The 24,709-nt window shown below is 38.9% G+C and carries 23 protein-coding genes; 15 read left to right on the top strand and 8 right to left on the bottom strand.

Annotated elements, in window-relative coordinates; translation table 11 throughout:
• Positions 1–31 precede the first annotated feature (31 nt).
• From MKP09_RS10320 to MKP09_RS10250, 15 genes are all read left to right on the top strand, one after another.
• Positions 32–1,099 carry a SusC/RagA family TonB-linked outer membrane protein gene (locus MKP09_RS10320; protein WP_240828072.1) on the top strand — a complete coding sequence of 356 codons (1,068 nt, stop codon included), beginning with the start codon at positions 32–34 and terminating at the stop codon, positions 1,097–1,099.
• Between the two features lie 28 nt (positions 1,100–1,127).
• A complete protein-coding gene (locus MKP09_RS10315) occupies positions 1,128–2,615 on the top strand; it encodes a RagB/SusD family nutrient uptake outer membrane protein (protein WP_240828015.1) in 1,488 nt (495 codons plus the stop codon).
• Between the two features lie 76 nt (positions 2,616–2,691).
• Positions 2,692–2,952: a hypothetical protein gene (locus tag MKP09_RS10310; protein ID WP_240828013.1), complete on the top strand. Its 261-nt coding sequence runs from the start codon at positions 2,692–2,694 to the stop codon at positions 2,950–2,952.
• Positions 2,949–3,383, top strand: a complete 435-nt coding sequence (locus tag MKP09_RS10305; RefSeq protein WP_240827988.1) for a hypothetical protein — start codon at positions 2,949–2,951, stop codon at positions 3,381–3,383. Before MKP09_RS10310 ends, MKP09_RS10305 begins: the two co-directional genes overlap by 4 nt.
• Before the next feature lie 47 nt (positions 3,384–3,430).
• A complete protein-coding gene (locus MKP09_RS10300) occupies positions 3,431–3,958 on the top strand; it encodes a DUF5008 domain-containing protein (RefSeq protein WP_240827980.1) in 528 nt (175 codons plus the stop codon).
• The gene (locus MKP09_RS10295) at positions 3,850–5,019 is read left to right on the top strand and encodes a delta-60 repeat domain-containing protein (protein ID WP_394801051.1); all 1,170 of its coding nucleotides are present in this window, start codon (positions 3,850–3,852) and stop codon (positions 5,017–5,019) included. Before MKP09_RS10300 ends, MKP09_RS10295 begins: the two co-directional genes overlap by 109 nt.
• 21 nt (positions 5,020–5,040) lie before the next feature.
• Complete coding sequence (locus MKP09_RS10290; RefSeq protein ID WP_240827972.1) at positions 5,041–6,273, top strand: LamG-like jellyroll fold domain-containing protein; 1,233 nt, start codon at positions 5,041–5,043, stop codon at positions 6,271–6,273.
• Between the two features lie 83 nt (positions 6,274–6,356).
• A complete protein-coding gene (locus tag MKP09_RS10285; RefSeq protein ID WP_240827970.1) occupies positions 6,357–6,728 on the top strand; it encodes a DUF4983 domain-containing protein in 372 nt (123 codons plus the stop codon).
• A gap of 46 nt (positions 6,729–6,774) precedes the next feature.
• A complete protein-coding gene (locus MKP09_RS10280) occupies positions 6,775–7,863 on the top strand; it encodes an alkaline phosphatase family protein (protein ID WP_240827968.1) in 1,089 nt (362 codons plus the stop codon).
• A gap of 45 nt (positions 7,864–7,908) precedes the next feature.
• Entirely contained in the window at positions 7,909–9,159 is a 1,251-nt protein-coding gene (locus MKP09_RS10275; protein ID WP_240827952.1) for an MFS transporter, read from the top strand.
• Between the two features lie 23 nt (positions 9,160–9,182).
• Positions 9,183–11,252, top strand: coding sequence for a TIGR03364 family FAD-dependent oxidoreductase (locus MKP09_RS10270; RefSeq protein WP_240827950.1), 2,070 nt, complete (start codon positions 9,183–9,185; stop codon positions 11,250–11,252).
• A gap of 135 nt (positions 11,253–11,387) precedes the next feature.
• The gene (locus MKP09_RS10265; RefSeq protein ID WP_240827940.1) at positions 11,388–12,764 is read left to right on the top strand and encodes a sulfatase-like hydrolase/transferase; all 1,377 of its coding nucleotides are present in this window, start codon (positions 11,388–11,390) and stop codon (positions 12,762–12,764) included.
• Positions 12,740–12,916: a hypothetical protein gene (locus MKP09_RS10260; protein WP_240827930.1), complete on the top strand. Its 177-nt coding sequence runs from the start codon at positions 12,740–12,742 to the stop codon at positions 12,914–12,916. Before MKP09_RS10265 ends, MKP09_RS10260 begins: the two co-directional genes overlap by 25 nt.
• A 44-nt stretch (positions 12,917–12,960) precedes the next feature.
• Positions 12,961–15,636 carry a GH116 family glycosyl hydrolase gene (locus MKP09_RS10255; protein WP_240827912.1) on the top strand — a complete coding sequence of 892 codons (2,676 nt, stop codon included), beginning with the start codon at positions 12,961–12,963 and terminating at the stop codon, positions 15,634–15,636.
• Between the two features lie 375 nt (positions 15,637–16,011).
• Positions 16,012–17,526 carry an alpha-1,3-galactosidase-related protein gene (locus tag MKP09_RS10250; RefSeq protein WP_240827910.1) on the top strand — a complete coding sequence of 505 codons (1,515 nt, stop codon included), beginning with the start codon at positions 16,012–16,014 and terminating at the stop codon, positions 17,524–17,526.
• A 47-nt stretch (positions 17,527–17,573) separates the two neighbouring features.
• Here MKP09_RS10250 and MKP09_RS10245 read toward each other — a convergent pair whose 3' ends face one another.
• From MKP09_RS10245 to MKP09_RS10215, 8 genes are all read right to left on the bottom strand, one after another.
• The gene (locus tag MKP09_RS10245) at positions 17,574–18,146 is read right to left on the bottom strand and encodes a chemotaxis protein CheB (protein ID WP_240827902.1); all 573 of its coding nucleotides are present in this window, start codon (positions 18,144–18,146) and stop codon (positions 17,574–17,576) included.
• 11 nt (positions 18,147–18,157) lie between these two features.
• A complete protein-coding gene (locus MKP09_RS25865; protein ID WP_262915194.1) occupies positions 18,158–18,436 on the bottom strand; it encodes a CheR family methyltransferase in 279 nt (92 codons plus the stop codon).
• The gene (locus MKP09_RS25860; RefSeq protein WP_262915193.1) at positions 18,430–18,981 is read right to left on the bottom strand and encodes a CheR family methyltransferase; all 552 of its coding nucleotides are present in this window, start codon (positions 18,979–18,981) and stop codon (positions 18,430–18,432) included. The genes MKP09_RS25865 and MKP09_RS25860 overlap by 7 nt, the downstream gene beginning before the upstream one ends.
• Positions 18,982–19,359 carry a response regulator gene (locus MKP09_RS10235; protein ID WP_240827899.1) on the bottom strand — a complete coding sequence of 126 codons (378 nt, stop codon included), beginning with the start codon at positions 19,357–19,359 and terminating at the stop codon, positions 18,982–18,984. It abuts the gene before it with no gap.
• 10 nt (positions 19,360–19,369) lie between these two features.
• Positions 19,370–22,564 (bottom strand): response regulator, encoded by a 3,195-nt coding sequence (locus tag MKP09_RS10230; protein WP_240827897.1) that lies wholly within the window; start codon positions 22,562–22,564, stop codon positions 19,370–19,372.
• Positions 22,561–22,968, bottom strand: a complete 408-nt coding sequence (locus tag MKP09_RS10225; protein WP_240827895.1) for a CHASE3 domain-containing protein — start codon at positions 22,966–22,968, stop codon at positions 22,561–22,563. The genes MKP09_RS10230 and MKP09_RS10225 overlap by 4 nt, the downstream gene beginning before the upstream one ends.
• Positions 22,969–22,974: 6 nt before the next feature.
• A complete protein-coding gene (locus MKP09_RS10220; RefSeq protein ID WP_240827891.1) occupies positions 22,975–24,045 on the bottom strand; it encodes a PAS domain-containing sensor histidine kinase in 1,071 nt (356 codons plus the stop codon).
• 68 nt (positions 24,046–24,113) lie between these two features.
• Positions 24,114–24,443 carry a response regulator gene (locus MKP09_RS10215; RefSeq protein ID WP_240827889.1) on the bottom strand — a complete coding sequence of 110 codons (330 nt, stop codon included), beginning with the start codon at positions 24,441–24,443 and terminating at the stop codon, positions 24,114–24,116.
• Between the last annotated feature and the right edge of the window lie 266 nt (positions 24,444–24,709).

Here is a 24,709-nt window from a genome sequence, read left to right as displayed (position 1 = left end):
TCCGGACCTACGCCCTGAGCGTGTGGAAACGATGAATCTGGGAGGTGATTTTTATCTATTTGCAAACAGAGTAGGACTTACATTTAACGTGTATGAGAAAAATGTAGATGATCTGATTTATGAAACACCGCTTGCTGATGCTACAGGATTTCAAAAAACATTTACGAATGATGCAGCACTTACAAACAGAGGCCTTGAAATTTCATTGACATTCAGGCCCGCTAAACCTGGGAAGGATTTTAATTGGAACGTATATATGAATGGTTCTGCTATTAAACAAATTGTAAGGCGATTACCTGGTGAGGCACTTGTTTGGTTCAGTGACGGACGCTCTGTGGTTTCTCGTGTTGGCGGAGGTCAGAATAACTATCTACATATATCGCAAGGTGTTTTTGGCGAGAGCGGTGATGTTCCAGTAGATCCCGTAACCGGCCTTGCTTTACGCAACGGTTACAGCACATCCTATTTTCAGGCTGGTGATATGTATTTCAAAGATGTGGATGGTAATTATGTAATTGATGATAATGACCTACAGGTAGGTGGAAGCTTCGAACCAATTTTTACAGGAGGCTTTGGCGGAACAGTGATGTATAAAAATTTCAACCTGACGATTAGTGGTGCTATGCTATTTGACAGAACATTACGGAACAATGCCCTTTCTCAAAGATTACAGAATTATCAGGATCCTTTAGCATTACGAGATGCAGATGGAGATGGTACACCTGATATACCGGCCACCTACGTTGATATTAGCGATGTTGATTATTATACATTGGATCGAACTAATGCAAGATATCCTAATCCATTTTTAGTGAACACTGGCACCCAGTCTTTGAGAGATGCACAAACCTTGTTCGAAGAAGATGGGTCATATATCAAATTTAACACGGCCATATTAGGATATAATTTTAATAAAGATTGGTTGGACAGAAATTTTAAGCTACGCAATGCGAGACTCTATTTTACGATAAAGAATCCGTTTCTTATTTCTCGTTACTCTGGGCCCAATCCAGAAACAGTAAATAGTCTTGGTCGTGATTATCTGGGCAACTATCCAAACACAAGGGCTTATACGATTGGTGCTAATATTGAATTTTAAAGCTATCTGTAAAAACAAAAATTTAGACATGATGCGTTTATATTATACATTAATTCTTTTGTTCGCAGTATTAGCTGTAACATCCTGTAAAAAATTTTTGGATGTCGCTCCTGCGGATCGTACCGGTTCCAGCTCTTTCTGGCAAACCAGAGAAGATGTAGAATCTGCAGTAATTAATTGCTATGGATTTGTGTTCGAAAAATTTAATGACTTCAACTCTCCGGTAATACCTGCTGTTGGCGATATGCGTTGCGGCGGAATAGGTGGTGTCGTTGGTGCTGGTCAGCTCGGATTAGGTTTTAAGACAATATCCAATAACGATCTTTCAAACACAACGGATCTCAACGTTCCGGAAAGATATAACCTCGTTGATATTGATGACTGGGCTCCTTATTTTGAATCGATTGCTAACTGTAATATCACATTATCTGAGATTGAAAAAATGGAAGCGCTTACAGACGATGAAAAAAATAGATATGAAGCAGAAGTAAAATTTGTAAGAGCATTTACTTATTTCTATATCTGTAGGTTATATGGGGATGTGCCTTTTTATACAGAACCTTACGATAAAACCCCAAGACCACGTACATCTTTCGTTACCATTTTTAACACACTGATAGCTGAACTTGATGCAGTTAAAGATGATCTTCCGTGGACACCTTCTAACACTTCTGATCTTGGTGTACGTGCTAACAGAGCTTCGATTTATACGCTAATAGCGCATTTGAATATGTGGGTTGCAGGTTTTGATAAGGCCAATCAAAATAAATATTGGCAGGATGCTGCACAAAAATGCCTGGCAGTAAAAAATAGCGGCGAATTTGAATTGCTTCCTTTAGAAGAAACGAAAAGAATTTTTAAAGGCAAAACCAAGGAAAGTATTTTTGAATTTGAGTTGAACCGTAACTATGGAAACACATCAAGGTATGTAAACCTCGGTCAATGGATGACCCATTCACCAATTGTTAATTACGGAGCAAATAGTGACCTCTTTTTTAGCAGGGAATTAATGGAGCGTATTTATCCTCCTGATAAGCCAGATAAAAGAAGAGATATCTGGTTCTATCTGCCATATGTAAACAATCAGACTTTTATGTTCCTGAAACAAATCAATGTGGCAGATCCTGCAGGCGATTGGATTTTTGAAGATAACCTGATGATCTTTCGTTATGCGGATGTGTTACTTCTCGGAGCGGAGGCATTCGCTAATTTGAATAACAATACTGAAGCTATTTCTATGTTAAATATGGTTCGTGAACGTGCGGGTGCTAATCTGTTTGCGGCTGGTGCAGAAAACCTGAGCGACGCAATTTTTTGGGAACGACAGAAAGAATTGATAGGAGAAGGACACCGGTGGTACGACTTTGTACGCACTGGTCGAGTATTGGATCCCAATCAAGCACTTACTTACCTCACCCAGGAAGAATTTGATCGTGGAGCCTGGACCTGGCCAATTGATGCTAAAGCCAGAATCAATAACCCAGAGATCGTTTTAAATCTTTATTGGGTACGTTGATGAATACATTGCCAAAAGTCTACGAATAGATTTCTGACAAAACTGATTGATATAAGTTGTAATAAAAAATATTAGAATGAAGAATATATTATTTCAAATATCTGGTGTGTTGTTGATAGCGATGGTTATCAGCTCTTGCAACAAACAGGAATATTATAGAGACACGGGCTTACAGTCTGGTGTATTAAAAGAGAATGCCTATGAATTTCTACAGGAAAGACCCTTTCTATTCGATTCTCTTGTACAGGTAATTGACCTGGCAGGTATGAAAGATATTTTGCAGAATGAAGAAGTTACTTTTTTGCACCTCCTGACAAATCTCTATGGCTTCTTATGAACCAGGTAAATGGTAACAGGTATCAACAAGGAAAAGATAGTTTAAAGATTGCAGATATACCTGGTGATATTTGGCGTAAATACCTTGCCAGATATGTTTTTAAAGGAAAGTATATGCTAAACGATATTAGCAGAATAGACTTTGCTCGTATCGGTTTATATCCGGGACAGAATATTGAATCTTACGATGGATATATCATGAATATGGGAGTTGTATATGATGCATACTCTGGCACTCAGGACGTAGGGCCACGTAGCATTTACCTGACTTCGGTTGGCGATGAGCTTACAAACCTTTCTGGCGTCAATTCAGAGAAAGCATCAACCTCTGATCTTCAGCCAAAAAATGGTGTAATGCATGCTTTACAGGGTCTTACTTCATTTTCCTTTAATTCTGATTTTGGAGCAGTAGTAAACGACAATGTTCCGTAAGAAGCTAAAAGTTCAGAAAAAGTTTTTTAAAAATCCAAAAGTAATTTATGTATATACGCAATTATTTTTCACTTCTTGTTTGTTGTTTGCTGCTATTTGCATGTCGCAAGGGGCTGGAACTTGGCACCTATCCTTACGAGTCAGATAAAGAACCGCTAAATGTAAAGTTGAGCACTGACGCTTTAAGACCTGCTATCAGCGCTCCGGGAACAACAGTAGTTCTTTTTGGTGAAGGGTTTACCAATTACGAAAAAGAAGAACTGCTGGTACGTTTTAACGGAGAATCTGGTGAAATTACAAACATTACAGAGACCAGGCTCGAAGTGAAAGTTCCGGCGCGGGCGAGTAGTGGTATGATAACACTGACGATCAATAAGCAGGTATTGCCCGGTCCTCAACTACAAATAAGCGGCCCGGTATCTGCCGATGGTATATTCAAATCTTTTCCGGGCGCATCGGGGGTGTTATTAATTCGATACGTTTTCAAGGTGATGGGAAATACATTGTTGCAGGAGATTTCACAGACTATGATAATTCTGGTGAGGCTGACGGGCTTAATGGTATGGCCAGATTAAATAGCGATGGATCTGTAGATAGAAGTTTCAGAACACGCCGCGGTTTTAGAGGAGGTACCGTATACGACGCATTACCATTACCAGATGGACGTTATCTTGTAGCTGGATCTTTTAGCAATTATCGCGACCGGTTTACAGGCCATGTACAAAATATCATCACACTTAATAATGATGGATCTCCCGACTCAATACTTGTAAACTCCCCGCTACGCGAAAAACCTGATACTTTGCCCAAGCTCAATCTTAGTTTTGACGCTCCAATAAGAAAAATGCATCGTCAAAGTGATGGTAAAGTTATACTCACTGGTTTTTTTCGTAGAGTTTTCAGAAAGACTTATGGAGGCCTTAGTGCTGATGGATTAAGAGACTCAGTGTATATCGACACGCTTCATCTGAATTATATTGCCAGGTTGAATGAAGATTTGACATTAGATACCACTTATAATTTTGACGACCGCTTACCTACTGGCAAACCAACTGTTAACGGAGATATTTTTGCCTCCTATTTGAACAGTGCTGATCAGCTAATGATTGCCGGATCTTTCACAACTTTTAATGGAACATCAGCCGCGAGGATAGCAAGATTAGATACGCTGGGCGCTTTGGATGCCACTTTCAGCGTAGGAAGCGGGCCTGATAAAGATGTACTTTCAATTGATCAATTGCTGGATGGAAGAATTGTGGCCTCAGGTTACTTCCTGAACGTGGCAGGATCTGTGCGTAAGAAAATTGCAATGTTTACAGCTACAGGTGGTTTAGATAACAGTTTTGATCCAGGAGAGAGTGCTGTCGGAAATGTTTTGCATACACGTGTACTCGACAATGGAAAGATATTGGTTAGTGGATTCTTTGATTTATTTCAATCGTATAAAAGAGACGGCATTGCTATACTGGAACCCGATGGCAAACTAAGCACATCATTTAATAATTTCGGCGGATTTAAGAATGGTTTTGTACTGTCATCAGCCAGCATCACCGCCCGAAGTTCTATTGTGCTGGTTGGTGCATTTACCAATTTCGACCTGAAGCCAGTATCAGGCATTGTAAAATTGAATTATTGATTATTATAAAAATATTTTAAAATGAACATTTTAAAGTTCAGCCTGCGAAACGTATGTGTGGTGTTGCCTATCGCTATTCTATTTTTTCAAGCTTGTAATAAGCCGGTAATATTGGATAGAGAAGCAGGGGAGGAGGAGACTGTCATCAGTCTAAAAAAGAAGAAAGTATTAGTCATAGCATTAGATGGTGTTGTAGGTGCTTCTGTTGAAGAAATGAACTTACCAACCATCAATAAAATGCAGGAAAACAGTGTATCCAGCTTTTACGGTTTGATCGACACCATCAGTAATGCTGGAACGACTTGGGCAGACCTGCTGACAGGCACGCGCCTGAATAAGCATAATGTAAAAACGGAAAATTTTTCAGCCGGAAATTTTACACAATATCCAAGCTTCCTGAAAAGACTGAAAGATCAAAACAACCAGATAAGATCTATTGCTATCACAACATTGCCATTATTAGCAACAGGTGTTTTTGGTACCGAGGTTGAGAAGCATATACATTTAGCAGATAAAGATCAGGCAGCTAAAGATTCAGCTGTTAATCGGTTGAAAACTGATGATTTAGACTTGCTGTTGGTGGATTTTTCTATAGCCAACAGAGAAGGCAAAACTTACGGATTTGGAACTTCTGTTTCTCAATACAGACAGGCACTTCAAACGATAGATGATTATATTGATGAACTCGTATATACGGTAGAGCACCGTGATGCTTACGCTAATGAAGATTGGTTGATAGTAGTAACATCAACACATGGTGGAAAACCAGACGGTACATACGGAGGTAATGGCCCGCTAGACAGGAATGTATTTAGTTTGTATTATAATCCGGATCAAAAGAAAACTGTAGTGCCAAGACCGCTTTTCAATATTCCTTATGATGGAAATTTTATCAGATTCAATGTTCAGAACGGAGCTCAATTACATGCTTATGTAAACAATCCTGCTTATAATTTTGGCACCTCACAGAATTTTACTGTGGAGATGCGAATAAAATCAGATAATACGACATCGGACGATCCACCTTTAATTTCGAATAAAAACTGGGCTTCCGGTGGTAATCCAGGGTGGCTGATTTTTAAACAAGGAAATCATACTCGTATCAACTTTGCAACAAATGTTTCTGGTAGTAGACTAGATTTCAATGGCCCGGTTTTCACAGATAATAAATGGCATATGGTATCCGTTAGCTTCGATCGTAAAGGACTTATCTCTGTATATCAGGATGGCATTCTTTTTCATCGAGCAATATAGCAAGCCGAGCAGGAAATCTGGATACGGGTTTTCCGCTGGTAATAGGAGAGCATGGCCCCAGAGATTACTACACGAGATATGGATTGAGTCCAGACTCTTACATTGCAGATGTGCGTGTTTGGAGTACAGTACTTCCAGCGGATCTTATAAATGACTGGCAATATATTGATATTACAAGAAGTCATCCTTTTTATAATAATTTAATTGGATATTGGAAAATGAATGAAGCCTCCAGTTCTGTGTTAAAAGACTACAGCAATACAGGGGCCAATCTTACTTACACTGGAACTGCCAGCAGGCCCTTGCTTTCAGACATTCTGAACCCTTCCAGTCAAGACATACGTCTAGCAACTCCAGGCCTTATTGACCATTCCTTCCGTATCATGACTTGGATGGGTATTAGGGTAGATTACCAGACCTGGGGGTTGGATGGTAAAGTATGGAGTGGAAATTAATTGAATATTTAAGTTGAATTTTGTAACGATTAAATAAAGTTTAGAAATGCAAAAAGTAAAGTATCTGTTCTTTTTACTGATGGTATTACCGATGTTAGGTATAGCTCAAAAACACAAAACAGAAAATATTATTTTTATTTCGGTAGATGGTTATCGATGGGAAGAATTGTTTAGAGGAATGGACACATCTTTATCTAACAAAAAACAATACCGAAATGGCGACAGCGCCGAACTAAGAAAGAAATATTGGGCATCTTCAATACATGAACGGCGTTCGAAACTGATGCCGTTTTTCTGGAACACTATTGCAGCGCAGGGGCAACTTTATGGTAATAGGGATCTTGGTAATGAAGTGAATGTGCGTAATAATTTTTGGTTCTCTTATCCGGGCCGTGCAGAAACAATTACAGGTTACTTTGATCCAAAGATCAATTCAAATGGCTATCCTGATAATCCGAATACCAACGTATTTGAATTTATAGAAAAGCAAAAAGGATATGGAGGAAAGGTAGCCACCTTTGCAAGCTGGGATGCAGTAAAGAGAATCGTGAATCGTAACCGCAATAAAATGCCGTTAATCAATCCGTATGAAAAAGTGGAAGGAACAAATCTAACAGAAGCACAAAGACTGGCCAACGAATTGCAGGACTTTATACCCAAATATTACGGCGAAGAAGAGCGTTGGGATATGAACACATACGCTATAGCAAAGTCGTATATTCTGGCCCAACATCCTAAAATGGTATATATTGATTTTGGCGACCTCGATGTTTTGGCGCATGACGGTAAATATGATTATTATCTTGAAGGCGCTCTGGCAACAGATCAAATGATAGCCAGCCTTTGGAACGACATGCAAAAAGATCCTTTTTATAAAAACAAAACAACTTTTGTTATTTGCCCTGATCATGGCCGTGGCAGCGGTAAAAGCTGGACGAGCCACGGCGAATCGGCAGCAGGATCCGGAAATACATGGCTTGCTGTATTAGGACCAGATACACCGGCCATCGGAGAAGTGAAGACTAAAACACGTATTTATCAGGATCAGTTTGCTCAAACGATGGCTCATTTATTGGGGTTCGAATTTAAAGCAGAGCACCCTGTAGGTAATCGTGTGACGACTGTAACTAAATAAGTAAAAAGGAAACAATCAGTTTTGTAAATTAACTAAATAAAGTTATTGAATAACAGACCCTCATTTCGCAGGCAACAGTGGCAAATGCTGCTGGGAACCATGTTTTGTTATCTGTTCTTTTATACAGGTCGCCACAACTTCGGTTGGGCTGTAAATGGCATGTCAGCGGATCTTGGAATTTCTTACACCGCTATCGGTTGGATAAGTTCATCTATGTTGATAGGTTATGCAGTTGGACAGTTGATTAATGGTAACCTGTCTGATAAATATAGCCCAAGAAAAATGACACTTATCGGAGGTCTTTTGTCCGTTGCTGCAAATCTCGCCATCAGCTTTTCTCATACCTACACCATGGTACTTATACTTTGGACCTTAAACGGATATTTTCAGTCCTTAGCCTGGCCACCCGGAAGCCGTCTTATTTCTAACTGGTGGGGTAAGAGCGAGCGAGGTAAAGCTTTTGGTTTGTACACCGCTGCTGCAGGCGCATCATCCGTTCTCACCTTTCTGCTTTCAATTTTATTAGTGCAACAGGGTTCTTCATGGCAGTCTTTATTTCGTCTTCCTGTTTTGTTTTTGTTAGTAGCTGTTATCGCATTTTATTTTATAGTTAGAGATAAACCTTCCGACAAAGGTTTTGAAGATCTTCATCAAATGCCTTTAAAAACCTCGTCAGCTGATTGGAAGGAACGGTATATGGTTGTTTTTAAGAATTGGAAATTTATGATTGCTTCGCTAGCCATGGGCTTTGAGAGTATGGCAAGATATGGGTTGATTTATTGGGTGCCTGCGCATTATTTGGGAAATAGCTGGGAGAATGATCCGCATAATTTATGGGCAACTATTCTGATGCCTTTAGGCATGGTAGTCGGCGCACTTTTATTTGGAGCCATAGCTGATAAAATGCTTAATCATAATCAACCTGCTGCCATCAGGTTGGGCATGTTAATAAGCGCCGTAATAGCGTTCCTTATATTTCTCGTTCCAATTCAGAACAGTATTATAAGTGGGGCTTTAATGTTTTTTGCTGGCTTCTTTGTGTATGGACCTCAATCAAACTTTTGGCCGATGAGCCCAGATTTGTTGGGAGAACAATATGTTGGCACAGGAGTGGGTATCATGAATATGTCAGCTTACGTATTTGCCGCAATCGGTGAACCTTTCTTTGGTTATATTATTGATCGGACGGGAAACACAGCAAATGTGTTTATTGTTATTATGGTAATTTGTCTGATGTGCGCAGCTGTTATTTCAACAGTGAACTATAAAAGGAAAAAAATACTACTAATTAAATAAATTAAAGTTTATAATATAAATAGATGTCAAAGAAAAAAGCAATAGTTATTGGCGCAGGAATTGTAGGTCTGGCTACGGCAAGAGCGCTTGCCGTACGCGATTACCAGGTTGAAGTTATTGAAAGAACAGATCGTGCCGTTGGCGCTTCAATTAGAAATTTTGGTATGATATGGCCGATTGGCCAGCCAGATGGTGAGTTATATGAACGTGCTCAGTTGTCAAGAAGTATATGGAAAGAAATCTGCGATGAAGCGAACATTTGGCATGAAGAAGCCGGGTCGTTGCATGTTGCCCATAATCAAATGGAGTGGGATGTTTTACAAGAACTGGCGGCTGCTTATAAGCATCGAAAATATGAACTATTATCAACCGAACAATCCTTGAAACATTCGGAAGCAATAGTGAGCAAAAATCTTAAAGGTAGCCTGTTAAGCCATGAAGAAATGATTGTAGAAGCTCGAAGTGCTATAGGAGCTGTAACCAATTGGCTTAATAAAAAATGGGGTGTAACCTTTAACTGGGGCAAGGTGGCAACGAGTGTGCAATATCCTAATGTGTTTGTAGGAAATGAAGTTTGGTCTGCAGATGAAATCTATGTTTGTAGCGGAGCTGATTTTGAAACCCTTTATCCGAATCTTTTTGCCGAAGCACCTTTTACAAAGTGTAAATTGCAAATGCTTCGCATGACAACCCAGCCCAATAACTGGCGTATCGGCCCATCTCTTTGTGGTGGTTTATCGTTGATACATTATCAGGCTTTCAACGCCGCCGCGTCTCTTGATAGGCTTCGTGAGTATTATGAAGCTAATTATTCAGGATATTTGAAATGGGGTATTCATGTTATGGTATCGCAGAATGCGCAGGGAGAATTGACTATCGGCGATTCTCATGAATACGCAATGACTCACGATCCATTTGATAAACATTTTATAAATAACATGATATTGGATTATTTAAACACATTTGCCCAATTCAAGAATGAATCTATTATACAAACCTGGAACGGGATCTATCCTAAATTAACCAATGGTGAAACGGAGTGGATCATTGAACCGGAAAGTGGTGTAACAGTTATTAATGGATTAGGTGGCGCTGGAATGACACTTAGCTTTGGCCTGGCAGAGCAACTGATCCAGAAAAAAGATCGTCAGAACACGCTTCAATTTCATTATAATTTAAAGGATCTTAATATGCAAAGACGCGATATTTTAAAATCATTGGCCTTAGCCAGCGGCACACTTATTCTTAATAATAAGGTATTAGCAGAGAGTGGTGAGCGGGCTGCTAAGAAATCAATAACGATAGCACATATAACAGATGTCCATATTCGGCAGGATCTGAATGCACCAGAACGGTTTAAAAAATCGCTTTCTCAAATTATATCCAAACATAAACCTGATGTATTTTTAAATGGTGGTGATTCGATATATGATGCGTCTTATGACACCGTAACACGTGAGCGTGCAGTACAACTTTGGGATATTTGGGATGACTGCATATCAATGGTTAAAGATCGATACGAAATATATTCCTGTATTGGTAATCACGATCCCTGGTGGAAGGCTCCATCTAAGGAAGATCCCATGTATGGAATTCCCTATGTTGTTAAGCGATTGAAAATACCTGCCCGTTATTATCATGTTCAAAAGGATCAATGGCATTTTGTTATTCTTGACGGGAACAATAAGGGCATCTCTATTGATGAAGAACAGTATCTATGGCTTGAAAATTTATTAGCTAATATTCCTGCAAAGGAACATGTTTTACTGATGTCACATTATCCGGTTTTTGGCGCTACTATTCAATTTGAAGGCGGCGGCCACAGCGATTTTAAAAAACTGGATTCATTATTTTATAAACATCGAAATAAGGTAAAAGTATTTCTGAGCGGACATAATCATTTGCTGGATAAAACACTTTATAATGATATTACCTATTGCTGCAATGGAGCAATGAGTGGCTTCTGGTGGGAGCCTGGCAATAAGGAGTCGGCAGGCCCCAGCTACTTTAAACAAACAGCACCGGGGTACGCAATTCTTAAGCTGTATGACGATGGCTCTGTGGAAAACAAGTACTATGCACATGGATACTAAGTATTTTATTCTCACATAGCATACTCATCTAAGTATTATATTACTACAATGCAATCTTGAGCAAACGATTGCATACCATTACCACTTCAGAGATTCATTATCTTTAAATGAACATTTCATTTAAATCTTATTTGTATGAAGCGGTTGTTGATGATGTTGGCGATGGGTTTTGGGACTTGTATAATTGCTAACGGACAAAATAATAAACTGTCCCAAAGACCGAATATAATTTTATTCCTTGTTGATGATATGGGATGGATGGACACCTCTCAACCTTTTGGTGATTCAGCAATGGAGCTTAACCGTAAGTACCATACGCCCAATATGGAACGTATGGCGAAGGATGGTTTACTATTTAAACAGGCTTATGTAAATTCCGTTTGTACGCCCACACGCACAACCTTAATATCCGGTATGAGTTCCGTGAGGACGCATATTACTAACTGGACTTCCATAACGCCTAACCAGGCAACCGATTATAAAGATGATGAGTTGTCTGCACCAGCATGGAACATAAGTGGATTAAGCACTGGAAATGATCTAAATACTTACCATTGCGAAAAACCGCTTCCGCAGTTGCTTAAAGACGCAGGTTATTTTACCATTCATGTAGGCAAAGCACATTGGGGTAGTTTAGGAACTAAGGGCAGCGATCCTATGAACCTGGGTTTTGTAGTGAATATAGCAGGCTCATCTTTAGGGCATCCGCAAAGCTATTATGGCCAACAAAATTTCGGTAACATGCCTGGGAAAGCCACTTTCAATGCTGTTCCCGATCTACAAGCCTTTTATGGAAAAGATACTTTTTTAACAGAGGCATTGACACAAAAAGCCATTAGCGCAATAGATTTTCCTATTAAAGAAAAAAAGCCGTTCTTCCTGTATCTTGGACATTATGCTGTGCATGTACCTCTTCAACCAGATAAAAGATATGTAAGCAAATATGTCGCAGCTGGTCTGGATTCCACGGAAGCTGCATATGCGTCGTTACTTGAAGGAATGGATAAAAGTCTTGGAGACATTATGGACTATCTGAAGAAAAAGGAAATTGAAAAGAATACGATCATCATTTTTATGTCAGATAATGGCGGGCTAAGCAATACAGGTCGCGGTGGTATTCGAAATACACATAATTTACCCTTGCGTGCCGGTAAAGGTTCTCCTTACGAAGGTGGTGTACGCATTCCTATGTTAGTTAAGTGGCCAAGCGTAATTAAGCCGGGAAGCAAAACAAATAGTTATGTGAGTGCAGAAGATTTTTTTCCAACAGTGCTTAAAATGGCAGGGATTAAATTTACAGGAACCGTAGACGGCAAAAGTTATCTACCTGTATTGAAAAATCCATCCATTGTAAAAAACGACAGACCATTGCTTTTTCATTATCCTAACCGTTGGACCACTAAAGAAGATGAAGGTTATGCCTGGTCAAGTGGAATGCGTTTTGGAAAGTGGAAATTGATATACTTAATGAAACAAAAAAACTTGAATTGTACAATCTTGATAATGATTTAGGAGAACATAATGATCTTTCAAAATCTAATCCCGATAAATTAAAAGAACTCGCTAAACTTTGGACTATTGAATTGAAGAAACGTGGTGCCCAGATGCCCACCTGGAAAAAAGATGGCAAGCAGGTGGCCTGGCCTGATGAATTGGTTAAATAATAAAATTTTGTTACAGCTTTTTAAACCGATCAAATTAATAACGATTGAAAAAGTCACGAAGAGATTTCATAAAGATAAGTGGCATGTCTGCTTTAGGATACAGCGTCCTACCAGCTTTTCTAAAACCCCTTGCAGCACAGCCCAATCTAATGTTTCCTATTCATAATATTCCAGAGAAAAAGAATCTGGATCCTGACTGGATTCGTTCGCTATATGACAGAGCAAAACCAACTTTATATACAAAGGCAAAAAACGAGTTAAAGTACATAGGCATGCCTGCTGGAGGATTGCATGCAGGAACGGTATATTTAGGAGGAGACGGAAGACTTTGGTTATGGGGTATTTATAATGATGATCGAGAAGGCGTAGATCCTAAAACTGCAATATGGAATAACGGAATAGAAGATGTTAAGGTTCGAAATCGTGATGGGGCAAACTATGTGGAACCGTCTATCGCAGATAATAAGAGAGTTTTAGAACAAGGATTCGCTATTCGGATTGAGGCTGAAGGCAAAACCATTATTAAGGAATTGAAAGAAAGTGATTGGCAGGATATACACTTCGAGGCTACTTATCCTTTAGCAACAATCAGATATATTGATGATGATTTTCCGTTGGAAATAACTGTACAAGCAGGTGGGATTTTTATTCCTCTTGATCCGGACAACTCTGCAATTCCTGCAACTGTTTACTCGATACAACTCAAAAACACATCGGCTGGTAATGTCAAAGCTTCTGTTGTTGGGTGGATGGAAAATGGTGCTCGTAAAATAACAGCTAAAAAGAATGAAGGATTAAGACAAAATACAGTTTTTGATGGAACAGAATTTTCAGGTGTTGTTGGATCTTTTCATGCCAATGATCTAAATGCTACTCAACAAAGGGATGCCGGAACTACCAGTATAACATTCGTTGGTGGTGGAGCTAAATTGAATGTTGACGCTAATCCATGGCCGGTTACCGATCAGACTTTTGATAGTGAAAATAAAAAAATGGCAACCGCAGAAGCAACCGACAAATTAATTGGAAGCATCTGTGCGATTCATGAAATAGTTCCAGGAAAAACATGGGAACCCCAATTTATTATTGGCTGGCATTTTAATCATGCACTCGCCAAGCTAAATAAACTCCCTGAAATAGAGCAGGGTTATTACTACGGAAAGCGTTTTAAAGATGCTGCAGATATTGGGACACATGTTGCACTGAACTTTGAGGAATTATATGGGAAAACACTGTTATGGAAAAATACATATTACAATAGTTCATTGCCTTACTGGTTTTTGGAAAGAACATTTTTGAACATTGGTACACTGGCCACGGCAAATACTTACAGGTTTTCAAATGATCGATTTTGGGGTTGGGAAGGCGTTAACGCTTGTGAAGGTACATGTACGCATGTTTGGCAGTATGCGCAAGCAATGGGTCGCATATTTCCATCGCTTGAAAGAGATGCCAGGCAACGCACCGATTTTGATATTGCGATGCAAGACAATGGAGGTATTATTTTCCGTGCGGAATATGAAAGCAGGCCTGCAATCGATGGACAGGCGGGAAGTATTCTGCGTAGTTACAGGGAACATCAAATGAGCGTTGATGATAAATTTTTAAAAGCAAATTGGCCTCAAATAAAAAGAGCTACACAATTCATGCTTGCCCAGGACAAAAATGGTGATGGTATGATTGATAGTCCGATGGAGAATACATTGGATGCTGTTTGGGAAGGAGAAATTGCTTGGATCGTTGGTTTATGTATTGCTGCTGCAAAAGCTTCTCAAATGATGGCTGAAGAAGTTAATGATAAGGCGTTTGCTGCAATTTGTAAAACATTTGTAGAAAAGGGTAATAAGAACATGGCAGACCATCTTTTTAATGGAGAGTATTTTATTCACCGGCCAGACGCTGTTGAGGGAAGAAAGAAATTGGGTTCTTATAATACTTGCCACATTGACCAGGTGTATGGACAAAGCTGGGCTTTTCAGGCAGGCCTTGGCAGGTTATGGGATAAAGAGAAAACAATAAAAGCACTAAGATCATTATGGAAATACAATTTCACACCTGATGTTGGCCCCTATATTAGTACTCACACAGGTGGTCGCCCTTATGCCTTGCCGGGAGAAGGAGGCATGGTCATGAATACAAATCCTAAAAATGAAGCAAAGCCTTATGGAGATAGTGTTACATGGCAGATGGGATATTTTCATGAATGCATGAGCGGTTTCGAACACCAGGTGGCAAGCCACATGATGGCGGAAGAAATGATTGATGAGGCATTAATATTAACCCGTTGTGTACACGACCGGTATCATGCTGCTAAAAGAAATCCTTTTAACGAAATTGAATGTAGCGATCATTACGCCAGAGCTATGGCCAGTTATGGCACTTTCATATCTGCCTGTGGATTTGAATATCATGGGCCAAAGGGGTACATTAGTTTTGCTCCTAAATGGAATAAGGAAAATTTCAAAGCTGCATTTACTGCGGCAGAAGGGTGGGGTTGTTATACACAGGAGATATCAAATAAGCAACGCCATATATTTGAAGTAAAATATGGCAAAGTGCGGTTAAGGTCTATTGGTATTCAAAAATTAATCTCGTTTAATAAAGTTATAGTTTCGCTCAATGGCAAAAACGTACCAGCTACATTAATGGACGATCAGGTAGAACTAATAACCGCAGTTGAAGTGGCCGCCGGAAATAAACTCACAATAGAATTAGGATAGGTATAAACTAAGTTTACTAATGCAAAATAAATTAATAAAAAATTCGGCTATAATTAAATGCCTGCTAATTTTCTATATTTCTATTCAACTTATATGTCAGTCATTCTATGCTTACGCGAATAATGATACGACCTACTATAACCTGTCAAAAATGGGAATCCAACCCAATACCGGTGAAGATATTACACCGCTGTTTTACCAGGCTTTAGAAGTGATTAAAAAGAACAGTAAACCAGGAAAACCAATTTCTATTTCTTTTGAGCCTGGCCGCTATGACTTTTTCCCAGACAAGGCTATAAAAAAGAACTTTATATTTCTAATCACGATCAGGACAACCCTAAAACTATTGGGCTTATATTCGGAAATATTAATCAATTGTTGGTTGATGGCAAGGGCGCTGATTTTATATTTCATGGCCGCATGCTTCCTTTAGTAATTGAAAGCGTTGAAAATTTCTCAATTAAAAATATACATATTGACTTTGATAAACCTCAAATCAGCCAGGTTGAAATTATAGATAATGACACTACAAATGGGGTTATTACTTTCCAAACTGCACCTTGGGTAAAGTATGAAATAAGAGATAGTGTTTTCTATAATCAGGGTTTAGGTTGGGAAAACAATCCGAGTTCCTGTATTGCTTTCGATAAAAAAACACGTCATATACTATACAACACAAGCGATGTACGTGTGTCTGCACGTCATGTGGTAGCCGTACGGCCAGGTGTTATAAAGGCTTTTAATTGGAAGAATAAAAAATTAGTTTCAGGAACAATTTTGGCGATGCGATCCTGGCAGCGCCCTGCACCCGGCATATTTCTCGATCATGGTAAAAATGTATCATTTGAAAATATAAAGGTACATTATGCGGAAGGCATGGGCCTTTTGGCGCAGGTATCAGAAAATATAAAGTTAGACCGCTTCAGTGTAATGTTAAGAGGAGATAAGGATCCAAGGTACTTTACAACTCAGGCAGATGCTACCCATTTTTCAGGATGTAAGGGCAAGATCACATCAGTTAACGGAACGTATGAAGGAATGATGGACGATGCTATTAACATACATGGCACCTATTTAAAAATAGTGGAGCGAAAGAATAATACAACTGTAGTAGCCCAATACATGCATCCTCAATCTTACGGTTTTGAATGGGGCCTGCCAGGCGATCAGGTGCAATTTGTTGCCAGCACAACTATGGAACTGACCGGCAAGCCAAACAGAATTAAGTCAATCAAATCTTTAGACCAACCCACTTTTTTTGGTGCTAAAATATTCGAATTGACATTTGAAAATATTCTGGATGAAAAGATGATGAAGGAAAATAGTTTGGGTATTGAAAACCTAAGCTGGACACCTGGAGTATATTTTGCTAATAATATTATTCGCAATAACAGGGCTCGTGGATCACTATTTAGCACACCTAAAAAAACTGTTGTTGAAAACAATTTATTTGATCATACTTCCGGTTCTGCCATATTGCTTTGCGGCGATTGCAATGGCTGGTATGAAACCGGCGCCTGTCGTTCCGTTATTATCAGAAACAATAAATTTGTAAATGCCTTAACCAATATGTTTCAGTTTACAAACGCTATTATATCTATATATCCAGAAATTCCGGATCTTAAAAATCAAAATAAATTTTTCCATTCAGGGATTGTAATTGAAAACAACACCTTTGAAACCTTTGACATGCCTTTGGTTTACGCGAAATCTGTTGATGGCCTGATCTTTAAAAATAATAAGATTAAAACTAACAAAGCATTTCCGGCGTTTCACTTCAATAAGTATCCCTTTTTATTTGAAAGAGTAATTAATTACAAGATGAAAAATAATAGCTACGATTATGATTTTAGTGAAGCTCAACATGTAAAAATAAATAACAAGCCTTAGTATACAGTTAATAAAAATGACCATCATCCCCGTTTGTTGAAGGTTGATCAGGCAAGGTGATTGATAAAATCAGCCATATTTTTTGGCTTTAGAACTTCATTTACATCAGTATTTTTAATGCTTTGTTTCGGCATATAATCAAACTCGGCAGTATTAGGATCCTGCACCAGCACTGTTCCCCCATGGTCAGCAATAAAGCGCATGCCTTCCATACCATCATTGTTGGCCCCCGATAGTAATAATGCTGTAGTATGTTCTTTAAATACTTGCGCAGCCGATTGGAAAGTTATATCAATAGAAGGCCTGGAGTAGTTTATTTTTTCAGAAACATCCAATGCGATCTGCTCTTTGTTTTCGAATAGCAGATGATAATCCGCAGGGGCGATATAGATACAACTTTTCTGAAGTGCCATTTTATCATAGGCTTCATTAACCGGCAAAACGCTGTAAAAGCCCAATAAAGTATCCATTGTGCTCTCCCTGTAAGCTTTGCGGTGCAATACAATAACAATGGGAAAAGAAAGTTGATTGTTTAAATGCGGTAGTATTTCTAAAAGCACACTGATGCTTCCGGCCGAGCCTCCGATTAATAAAATTTCTGTTTTATTCCGATCCTGCATGCTACCAAATTTTAGCTGATTTTTTTCCAGATCTTTTCGTCGTGACACTGCCTGTAAGTGCTTTCTATTGATGAGAACCGGATCGTTTCTTTGGAACCCAACGCCAGATATCCTAATTGCTGCAAGCTATCATCAAATAGTTTAAAGACTTTATTCTGAAGATCTTTATCAAAATATATCAATACATTCCTGCACAAAATAAGTTGAAATTCATTGAATGAAGAATCAGACACCAGGTTATGTGTTGAGAAAATGATCTTATCACTCAAATCAGAATTAAATTTTACCATATCATAGCGAGATACATAATAGGATGCAATGTCTTTTTTCCGCCAGACAAAGCATAGTTTTCTTCATATTGTGCCAATGTGTTTTTTGGAAAAATTCCTTTTGAAGCTTTATCCAGTACACCCGGATTTATGTCAGTTGCATAAAGTAATGATTTGTGGTAAAGATTTGCTTCCTGCAAAAGTATGGCAAGTGAATATGCTTCTTCTCCGGTAGAACAACCTGCTACCCATATGCGAATAAAAGGATGTGTACCCAAAACCGGAAGGATATGATCTCTTAGCGTTTTGTAAAAATGCGGGTCGCGAAACATCTCTGTTACATTCACAGTTATTTCTTCTATGAAACGTGGAAGATAAGATGCGTCATTATTAAGTTTATATCGCAACTCTGCAAAGCTGGTAAACTTGTCGATCATACATATTCTATTCAGGCGCCTTTTAAGAGAGGCCTTGCTATATTGAGTAAAGTCATAATCGTACAAGCTAAAAATATCTTTCAGTAGTAACTCCATCTCATCTTCCTTAACAATATCCGGATCAATCATCTATAGCCATTTTTCAATCATATCCAATAATCGGTCCACATCTATTGGTTTGGAAATATAACCGTTCGCTCCGGCTTCCATACATTTTTCGCGATCGCCACTCATAGCATTAGCTGTCACAGCAATAATGGGCACGTTTGGATATTGATCAGAAGACCTGATAATTCTGATCGCTTCATATCCGTCCATTTCAGCCATCATCATATCCATCAGTACTAAACCTATTGAAGGATTTTGTTGCAGTACCTGCAGTCCTTCAGCAGAACTGAGGCAGGAAATGAACTGATACTTCCTTGCTTTTAATGTTAGTTGTAATGCAAAAATATTTCGACTATCGTCGTCGATGATTAATATTAATTTCTCATTGTTCTTTACCATCCTTCCAACTTTAATTTTCGTATAACCAAACCCTTAATAATGACAATAATTGGTCTTTATCGACAGGTTTTGAAATATAATCGGATGCTCCCGCTTTTATACATTTTTCGCGGTCGCCGGTCATTGCCTTTGCCGTAACTGCGATGATGGGCAGTTTGCTATAAGCTGGCATGTTTCTGATTCGTTGAATAGTTTCATAACCATCCATTTCTGGCATCATCATATCCATCAGAATCATGGATGTGTCAGGATGAATGTCAAGCTGTTGCAGGGCTTCTTTGCCATCTATTGCAGAAACTACTTTCATATGGTATTTTTCAAGCGTCTTGGTCAACGAAAAAATATTGCGTACATCGTCGTCTGCTATCAATACCGTTTTATCTTTTAATACTTCATTCAGAGATCCTAACTTATTGGCGTTTCGTTTTTCCGGTTCAATATTACTTTCTTCAACTAAATGTAAAAACAGCCCTACTTCATCAAGTATGCGCTGAAAAGAATGGGCAGTTTTAATAACGATAGAATCTGCGTACTGTCGTATTTTCATTTCTTCCGCATGTGAAAGATTCTTACCTGTGAAAATGATAATAGGAAGATCTTCAAGCCCGTCTTTACTTTTAATAGCTTCCAATGTTTCGTAACCTGTTTTATCGGGCACGCCCATGTCTAAGATCACACAATTAACTTTATCAGATACAAGCGCGGTAATGCTGTCATCAACGTTGTTTTTTATTTCTGATACAATATTAAAGTTGCTTAAAAAATAAGAGAGTGCTGTGGCGTGCTTAGGATTTTCTTCAACGATCAACACCTTTCTTGGGTTACGGCTTAACGCGTCTTCAATCCTTTTAAAGATTTGACCCATTTGCTCCAGAGCAACAGGTTTATTGATAAAGTCGATGGCTCCTTTTAGCAAGCTCTCTTTCTTAACCTTCATCGACGACATGATGTGTACTGGTATATGCCGTGTTTTAGGGTTGGCTTTCACCTCATCCATAACCTGCCAGCCATTTTTTACCGGAAGCTGAATGTCAAGCAAAATTGCCAAAGGCTGATAGGTTTCTGCCGCCTGGGCAGCCAGGTCACCTCTAACAATGATAACACCTTTATACTTCTGCTGATGCGTGTATTTTAAAAGCGCCTTAGCAAAGTTGGTATCATCTTCAACAATTAAAATTACTTTATCGCCGGGGGTTATATCATTCCTGTCATCGCTTACATCTTCCGGAATTTCTACATCTGTTAAGATGATCTGTTTTCCCGTATCCAGCACTATAGGGTCTTCAACATTTTTAGCAATAAATTCGGTAATGGGATCTGCCTTAGGTTTTACGGGATCATTCAGTTTACTCTCTTTTGGAATCACCAATGTGAATACACTTCCTTTACCTATTGTACTGTTTACGCTTATGTCACCGCCAAGTAAGCGTGCAAGTTCCCTGCTAATGGAAAGACCTAATCCTGTACCTCCGAATTTGCGGCGTGTAGAACCATCTGCTTGCTGAAAAGCTTCGAATACAATTTTTTGATTTTCTTCGCTGATTCCAATACCCGTGTCTTCAACAACAAATCGCATGTTATCGGGATTATCTGCTGTTTGCGAAACAGATAATGTTACCGACCCTTTTTCCGTAAACTTAATAGCATTTGAAAGCAGGTTACGTAATACTTGTTCTAACCTGAGTTTGTCAGTTGTGAGATTATTGTTAGCATGTTCTTCAAAGTTAATCGCAAAATCTAATCCCTTGTCTTTGGCCATCGGCGCAAACATGTTAAGCAAATCATTCTTTAACTCAACTAATTCCAAAGGTTTGTATTCCAGTTCCATTTTCCCTGCTTCAATCTTCGAAAGGTCGAGAATTTCATCGATCAGGTTCAATAAGCTGGAGCCTGAACTCTGTATCACTTTAGCTGATTCTATCTGATCATCATTTAAATTATCATCAGCATTTTCAACCATCAAACGTGATAAAAGCAGAATAGAATTTAAGGGTGTGCGAAGTTCATGAGACATGTTGGCCAAAAACTCTGATTTGTATTTGGTACTTAATGCAAGCTCTTCTGCTTTCTTTTGAATTTCAGAATTTCGATGAGCAATCAAAAGATTCTTTTCTTCAAGCAATTTAGATCGCTCTTCCAATTCCTGGTTAGACTGCAATAATTCTTCCTGTTGCACGCGCAGCTCTTCTTCCGAAGCCTGTAACTTCTGTGTTTGAGCTTCCAACTCAGTATTCAGATTTTCAAGTTCAGAATGTTGCGTTTGTAATTCTTCTGTTTGTGCCTGAGTTTCTTCCAGTAAAGTTTGTACCTGCTTTCTTCCTTTTGCTGCAATTATTTCAAGTGTTATAATTCTCGATGCTTCTTTATAAAAATCAATGTCAAGTGTTTCAAATGGTGTTGTTGAACCCAATTCAATAACACCAACACATTGGCCTTTTACCAGCAAAGGCAGCCATACAAGATTACTAACCTTAAGTTGGCCTGCTGAAAAGCTCGCTACGAAATCAGCTTCAGAGACATTATTTAATACTTTAATTTCACGATCGCTAAAAACCTGTCCAACGATTCCTTCACCGGATGCATACTGTGTTTTCATATGGGTTTCCAATGCATAAGCACTTTGCAATTGCAACAGCCCTTTATCTAAAAGATAAAAAGCTCCGTTCAAACAGGCTCCATAACCAACCAGGTGATCCAGCGTATCTTTAGCAAGCAATTCTTCTGTCTTATTGCCGGCCATAATTTCATTGAGCATGGCAAGGCCTGTTTGCCTCCATTCGTTATTATTGATGTTGTCAAACGAGTTTTGCAATGAGACAGCCATATCGTTAAGCGAAGTAGAAATGCTGCCTAGATCATCTTTTTCATTTTCTTTTATTCGTACCGAATAATCTCCGCCAGATACCTTTTGGGCTACATGCTGAACCAGCGTAAGCCTTTTGCTTATCTCTTCATCTTTTGTCTTTAAAAGTTGCTGCATTTTTTCTCTTTTCTTAAACTCACTTCTTATCTGCAGATAGAAATAAATGGTGATGAACATAGAAACGGCAGCCGCAAATAAAATGAACAGAGAAGTAGCGTTGGAATTACGATGCATCTTTTCACTGCTTTGTCGAAGCGTAGCTGATTCATCATTTACAAAACCACTGATAATTTGCCGGCAACTATCCATATAATCTTTTCCCTGCTCCAGCTGATCTATCATGATGGTGCCGCCAGACTTTTTATGGACACATGCTCGTTTAATGCGATGAGTTGTTTATTCACCAGCTGATCAACACTGTCTATACGACGAAGTTGTTGCGGATCATCTTTGGTGAGCGACCGTGCTTCTGCTATGGAGCGGGGTAATGATCGCAGGCTTTCATAATAGGGGGCTAAAAAGCTGGCCTTCCCGGTTAGAAGATAACCGCGCTGTCCTGTTTCTGCATTCTGCAAATCGATTAAAATCTGATTGGCGGCTTCGATCGTTTGTTGCGTATGAATTACCTGGCCCCGGTTATTCATCTGATTTTTTATGCTGACATAAGACGCCGACGAACTCACCAGCAGAATCAATAATGATATCCCAAATCCTATCTGTAACTTCCTTATTAATTTCCTTGACATATTAGTTTAGCTGATTGGTAATGTGAAATAAAATGTTGTGCCTTCACCCAAAGTGCTGTGCACCCCGTAAGTTCCATGATGTTGTTTAATAATCTCGGCACATATATATAAACCGATCCCCAGGCCCTGGAATTGTACAGAAGATTCTTCAACACGGTAGAACTTAGTAAACACACGATCTTTCTTTTGTTCAGGAATGCCTATGCCAAAATCCTGTACCCCAATATAAACTTCATTACTCTTCACTGCTGTATGAAGAATCACTTTATCTGCCTTTGGCGAATATTTTATGGCATTTGTAAAGAAGTTGATCAATACCTGTTCAATGCGGAAAGCGTCACCGTTAACGTGTTTAACTATAGGGTCTCCCTGTCGCTCTATTTTCAGATCGTGTTGATTATTTGTGTAATGAATTGTTTCAAGTACATTCTCAATCAGCTTTTCCATATCAAATGGCTTTTTGTTCATCTTTAGTTTGCCATTTTCAATTTTAGAAATGTCGAGCAGATCAGCGATAAGGTTATCCAGCTTGCATACCTGGTCATGAGCGCGGCTAATATAGGTAGCTATTGCGCTCTCCGTCTGTTTACTCTCGATGCGTTCCACCAGCTGTATATAAGCCTTGATGCTTGTAAGCGGCGTTTTAAGTTCATGACTGGCGATGCTAAGAAACTCATCTTTTCTTTTTTCTTCCTGTTTCTGGTCGTCAATATCGGTAAAAGTGCCTACCCAACTTTTGATGCCTGTTTTATTTTTAACAGGTATCATCCTAAGTAAATGAAAACGGAATAATCCTGATTTAATTTCTTTGATACGCATTTCCTGTTCCATGGGCTGGCTGCTGTCTATACAATCCGTCCAAACATTTTCCATTGAAGTATCATCAGGGTGTACTTCAGGAAAAGTTGCAGGGCAGGGCGAATACTGAAACCATCTTTTATTAACAAAAGTTACACGCCCAAAGGCATCTGCCCTGAAAGCCACTTGCGGCAGGCTTTCCAGAGTGGTATGTAAATGTTCTACTTTATCATGCAGTTCTTGCTGGGCCTTTTTTCTTGATTCGATCTCTAGCTGCAAATTTTTCTGTGTTTCATTCAGGGCCAGCGTTTGCTCGTATAGCCGGTGGAAAGTTTTAACCTTTAACATCAGGATATCGGGGTCAACAGGTTTCGTGATGTAATCAATGCCGCCGGAAGCATATCCCTTTGTAATGAATTTTTTTCCGTATTAACCGCTGATAAAAATATAATGGGTATTTCCCTGGTTTTGCTGTAACCAGACAATGTTTCGGCAACTTCAAATCCATCAATGCCCGGCATTTGCACGTCAAGGATGATCAACGCATAATCAGTTTTTAAAACCTTTTTTAGTGCTTCTTCACCGGAAGCCGCAGTATCTACCTCAAAGTTTTTAGACTCCAATAGTCTTTTTAAAGAATATATATTTTCTATCTGATCATCAACAATTAATATCATGAATTCGTAATTTCTTGTTTAGAGGCTACTTATAAATGTTTCCTTTTAGAGGCCACCATTATGATAAAGAGAGTCCAACATCCGAAAATAAAAAAAAACATCGCAATTCTGAAAATAATGTTTGTAAGTTGTACAATTAAAGTAAATATTGAGCTGAAACAACCCAGAATGAGGATATATGTATGTTTGAGAATCACATCGTCATTCCGAGCGAAGTGAAACGTAGCCGAGGGATATCAGTTCTATTTACAAAACAACGAAAACTG

The organism is Paraniabella ginsengisoli (assembly GCF_022513635.1).
Classification (GTDB): domain Bacteria; phylum Bacteroidota; class Bacteroidia; order Chitinophagales; family Chitinophagaceae; genus Niabella; species Niabella ginsengisoli.
Note: the sequence above shows the minus strand (reverse complement) of the source record. Positions and strands in the feature narration are given on the sequence as shown.

Coding starts and splice junctions, on each gene's coding strand:
- MKP09_RS10245 (WP_240827902.1), bottom strand. CDS start 18,146: ATGCAGGATCGGAATAAAACAGAAATTTTATTAATCGGAGGCTCGGCC.
- MKP09_RS10320 (WP_240828072.1), top strand. CDS start 32: ATGAATCTGGGAGGTGATTTTTATCTATTTGCAAACAGAGTAGGACTT.
- MKP09_RS10225 (WP_240827895.1), bottom strand. CDS start 22,968: ATGTCAAGGAAATTAATAAGGAAGTTACAGATAGGATTTGGGATATCA.
- MKP09_RS25860 (WP_262915193.1), bottom strand. CDS start 18,981: ATGATTGATCCGGATATTGTTAAGGAAGATGAGATGGAGTTACTACTG.
- MKP09_RS10230 (WP_240827897.1), bottom strand. CDS start 22,564: ATGATAGATCAGCTGGAGCAGGGAAAAGATTATATGGATAGTTGCCGG.
- MKP09_RS10310 (WP_240828013.1), top strand. CDS start 2,692: ATGAAGAATATATTATTTCAAATATCTGGTGTGTTGTTGATAGCGATG.
- MKP09_RS10235 (WP_240827899.1), bottom strand. CDS start 19,359: ATGGTAAAGAACAATGAGAAATTAATATTAATCATCGACGACGATAGT.
- MKP09_RS10270 (WP_240827950.1), top strand. CDS start 9,183: ATGTCAAAGAAAAAAGCAATAGTTATTGGCGCAGGAATTGTAGGTCTG.
- MKP09_RS10215 (WP_240827889.1), bottom strand. CDS start 24,443: ATGATATTAATTGTTGATGATCAGATAGAAAATATATATTCTTTAAAA.
- MKP09_RS25865 (WP_262915194.1), bottom strand. CDS start 18,436: ATGGTAAAATTTAATTCTGATTTGAGTGATAAGATCATTTTCTCAACA.
- MKP09_RS10315 (WP_240828015.1), top strand. CDS start 1,128: ATGATGCGTTTATATTATACATTAATTCTTTTGTTCGCAGTATTAGCT.
- MKP09_RS10265 (WP_240827940.1), top strand. CDS start 11,388: ATGAAGCGGTTGTTGATGATGTTGGCGATGGGTTTTGGGACTTGTATA.
- MKP09_RS10300 (WP_240827980.1), top strand. CDS start 3,431: ATGTATATACGCAATTATTTTTCACTTCTTGTTTGTTGTTTGCTGCTA.
- MKP09_RS10280 (WP_240827968.1), top strand. CDS start 6,775: ATGCAAAAAGTAAAGTATCTGTTCTTTTTACTGATGGTATTACCGATG.
- MKP09_RS10305 (WP_240827988.1), top strand. CDS start 2,949: ATGAACCAGGTAAATGGTAACAGGTATCAACAAGGAAAAGATAGTTTA.
- MKP09_RS10290 (WP_240827972.1), top strand. CDS start 5,041: ATGAACATTTTAAAGTTCAGCCTGCGAAACGTATGTGTGGTGTTGCCT.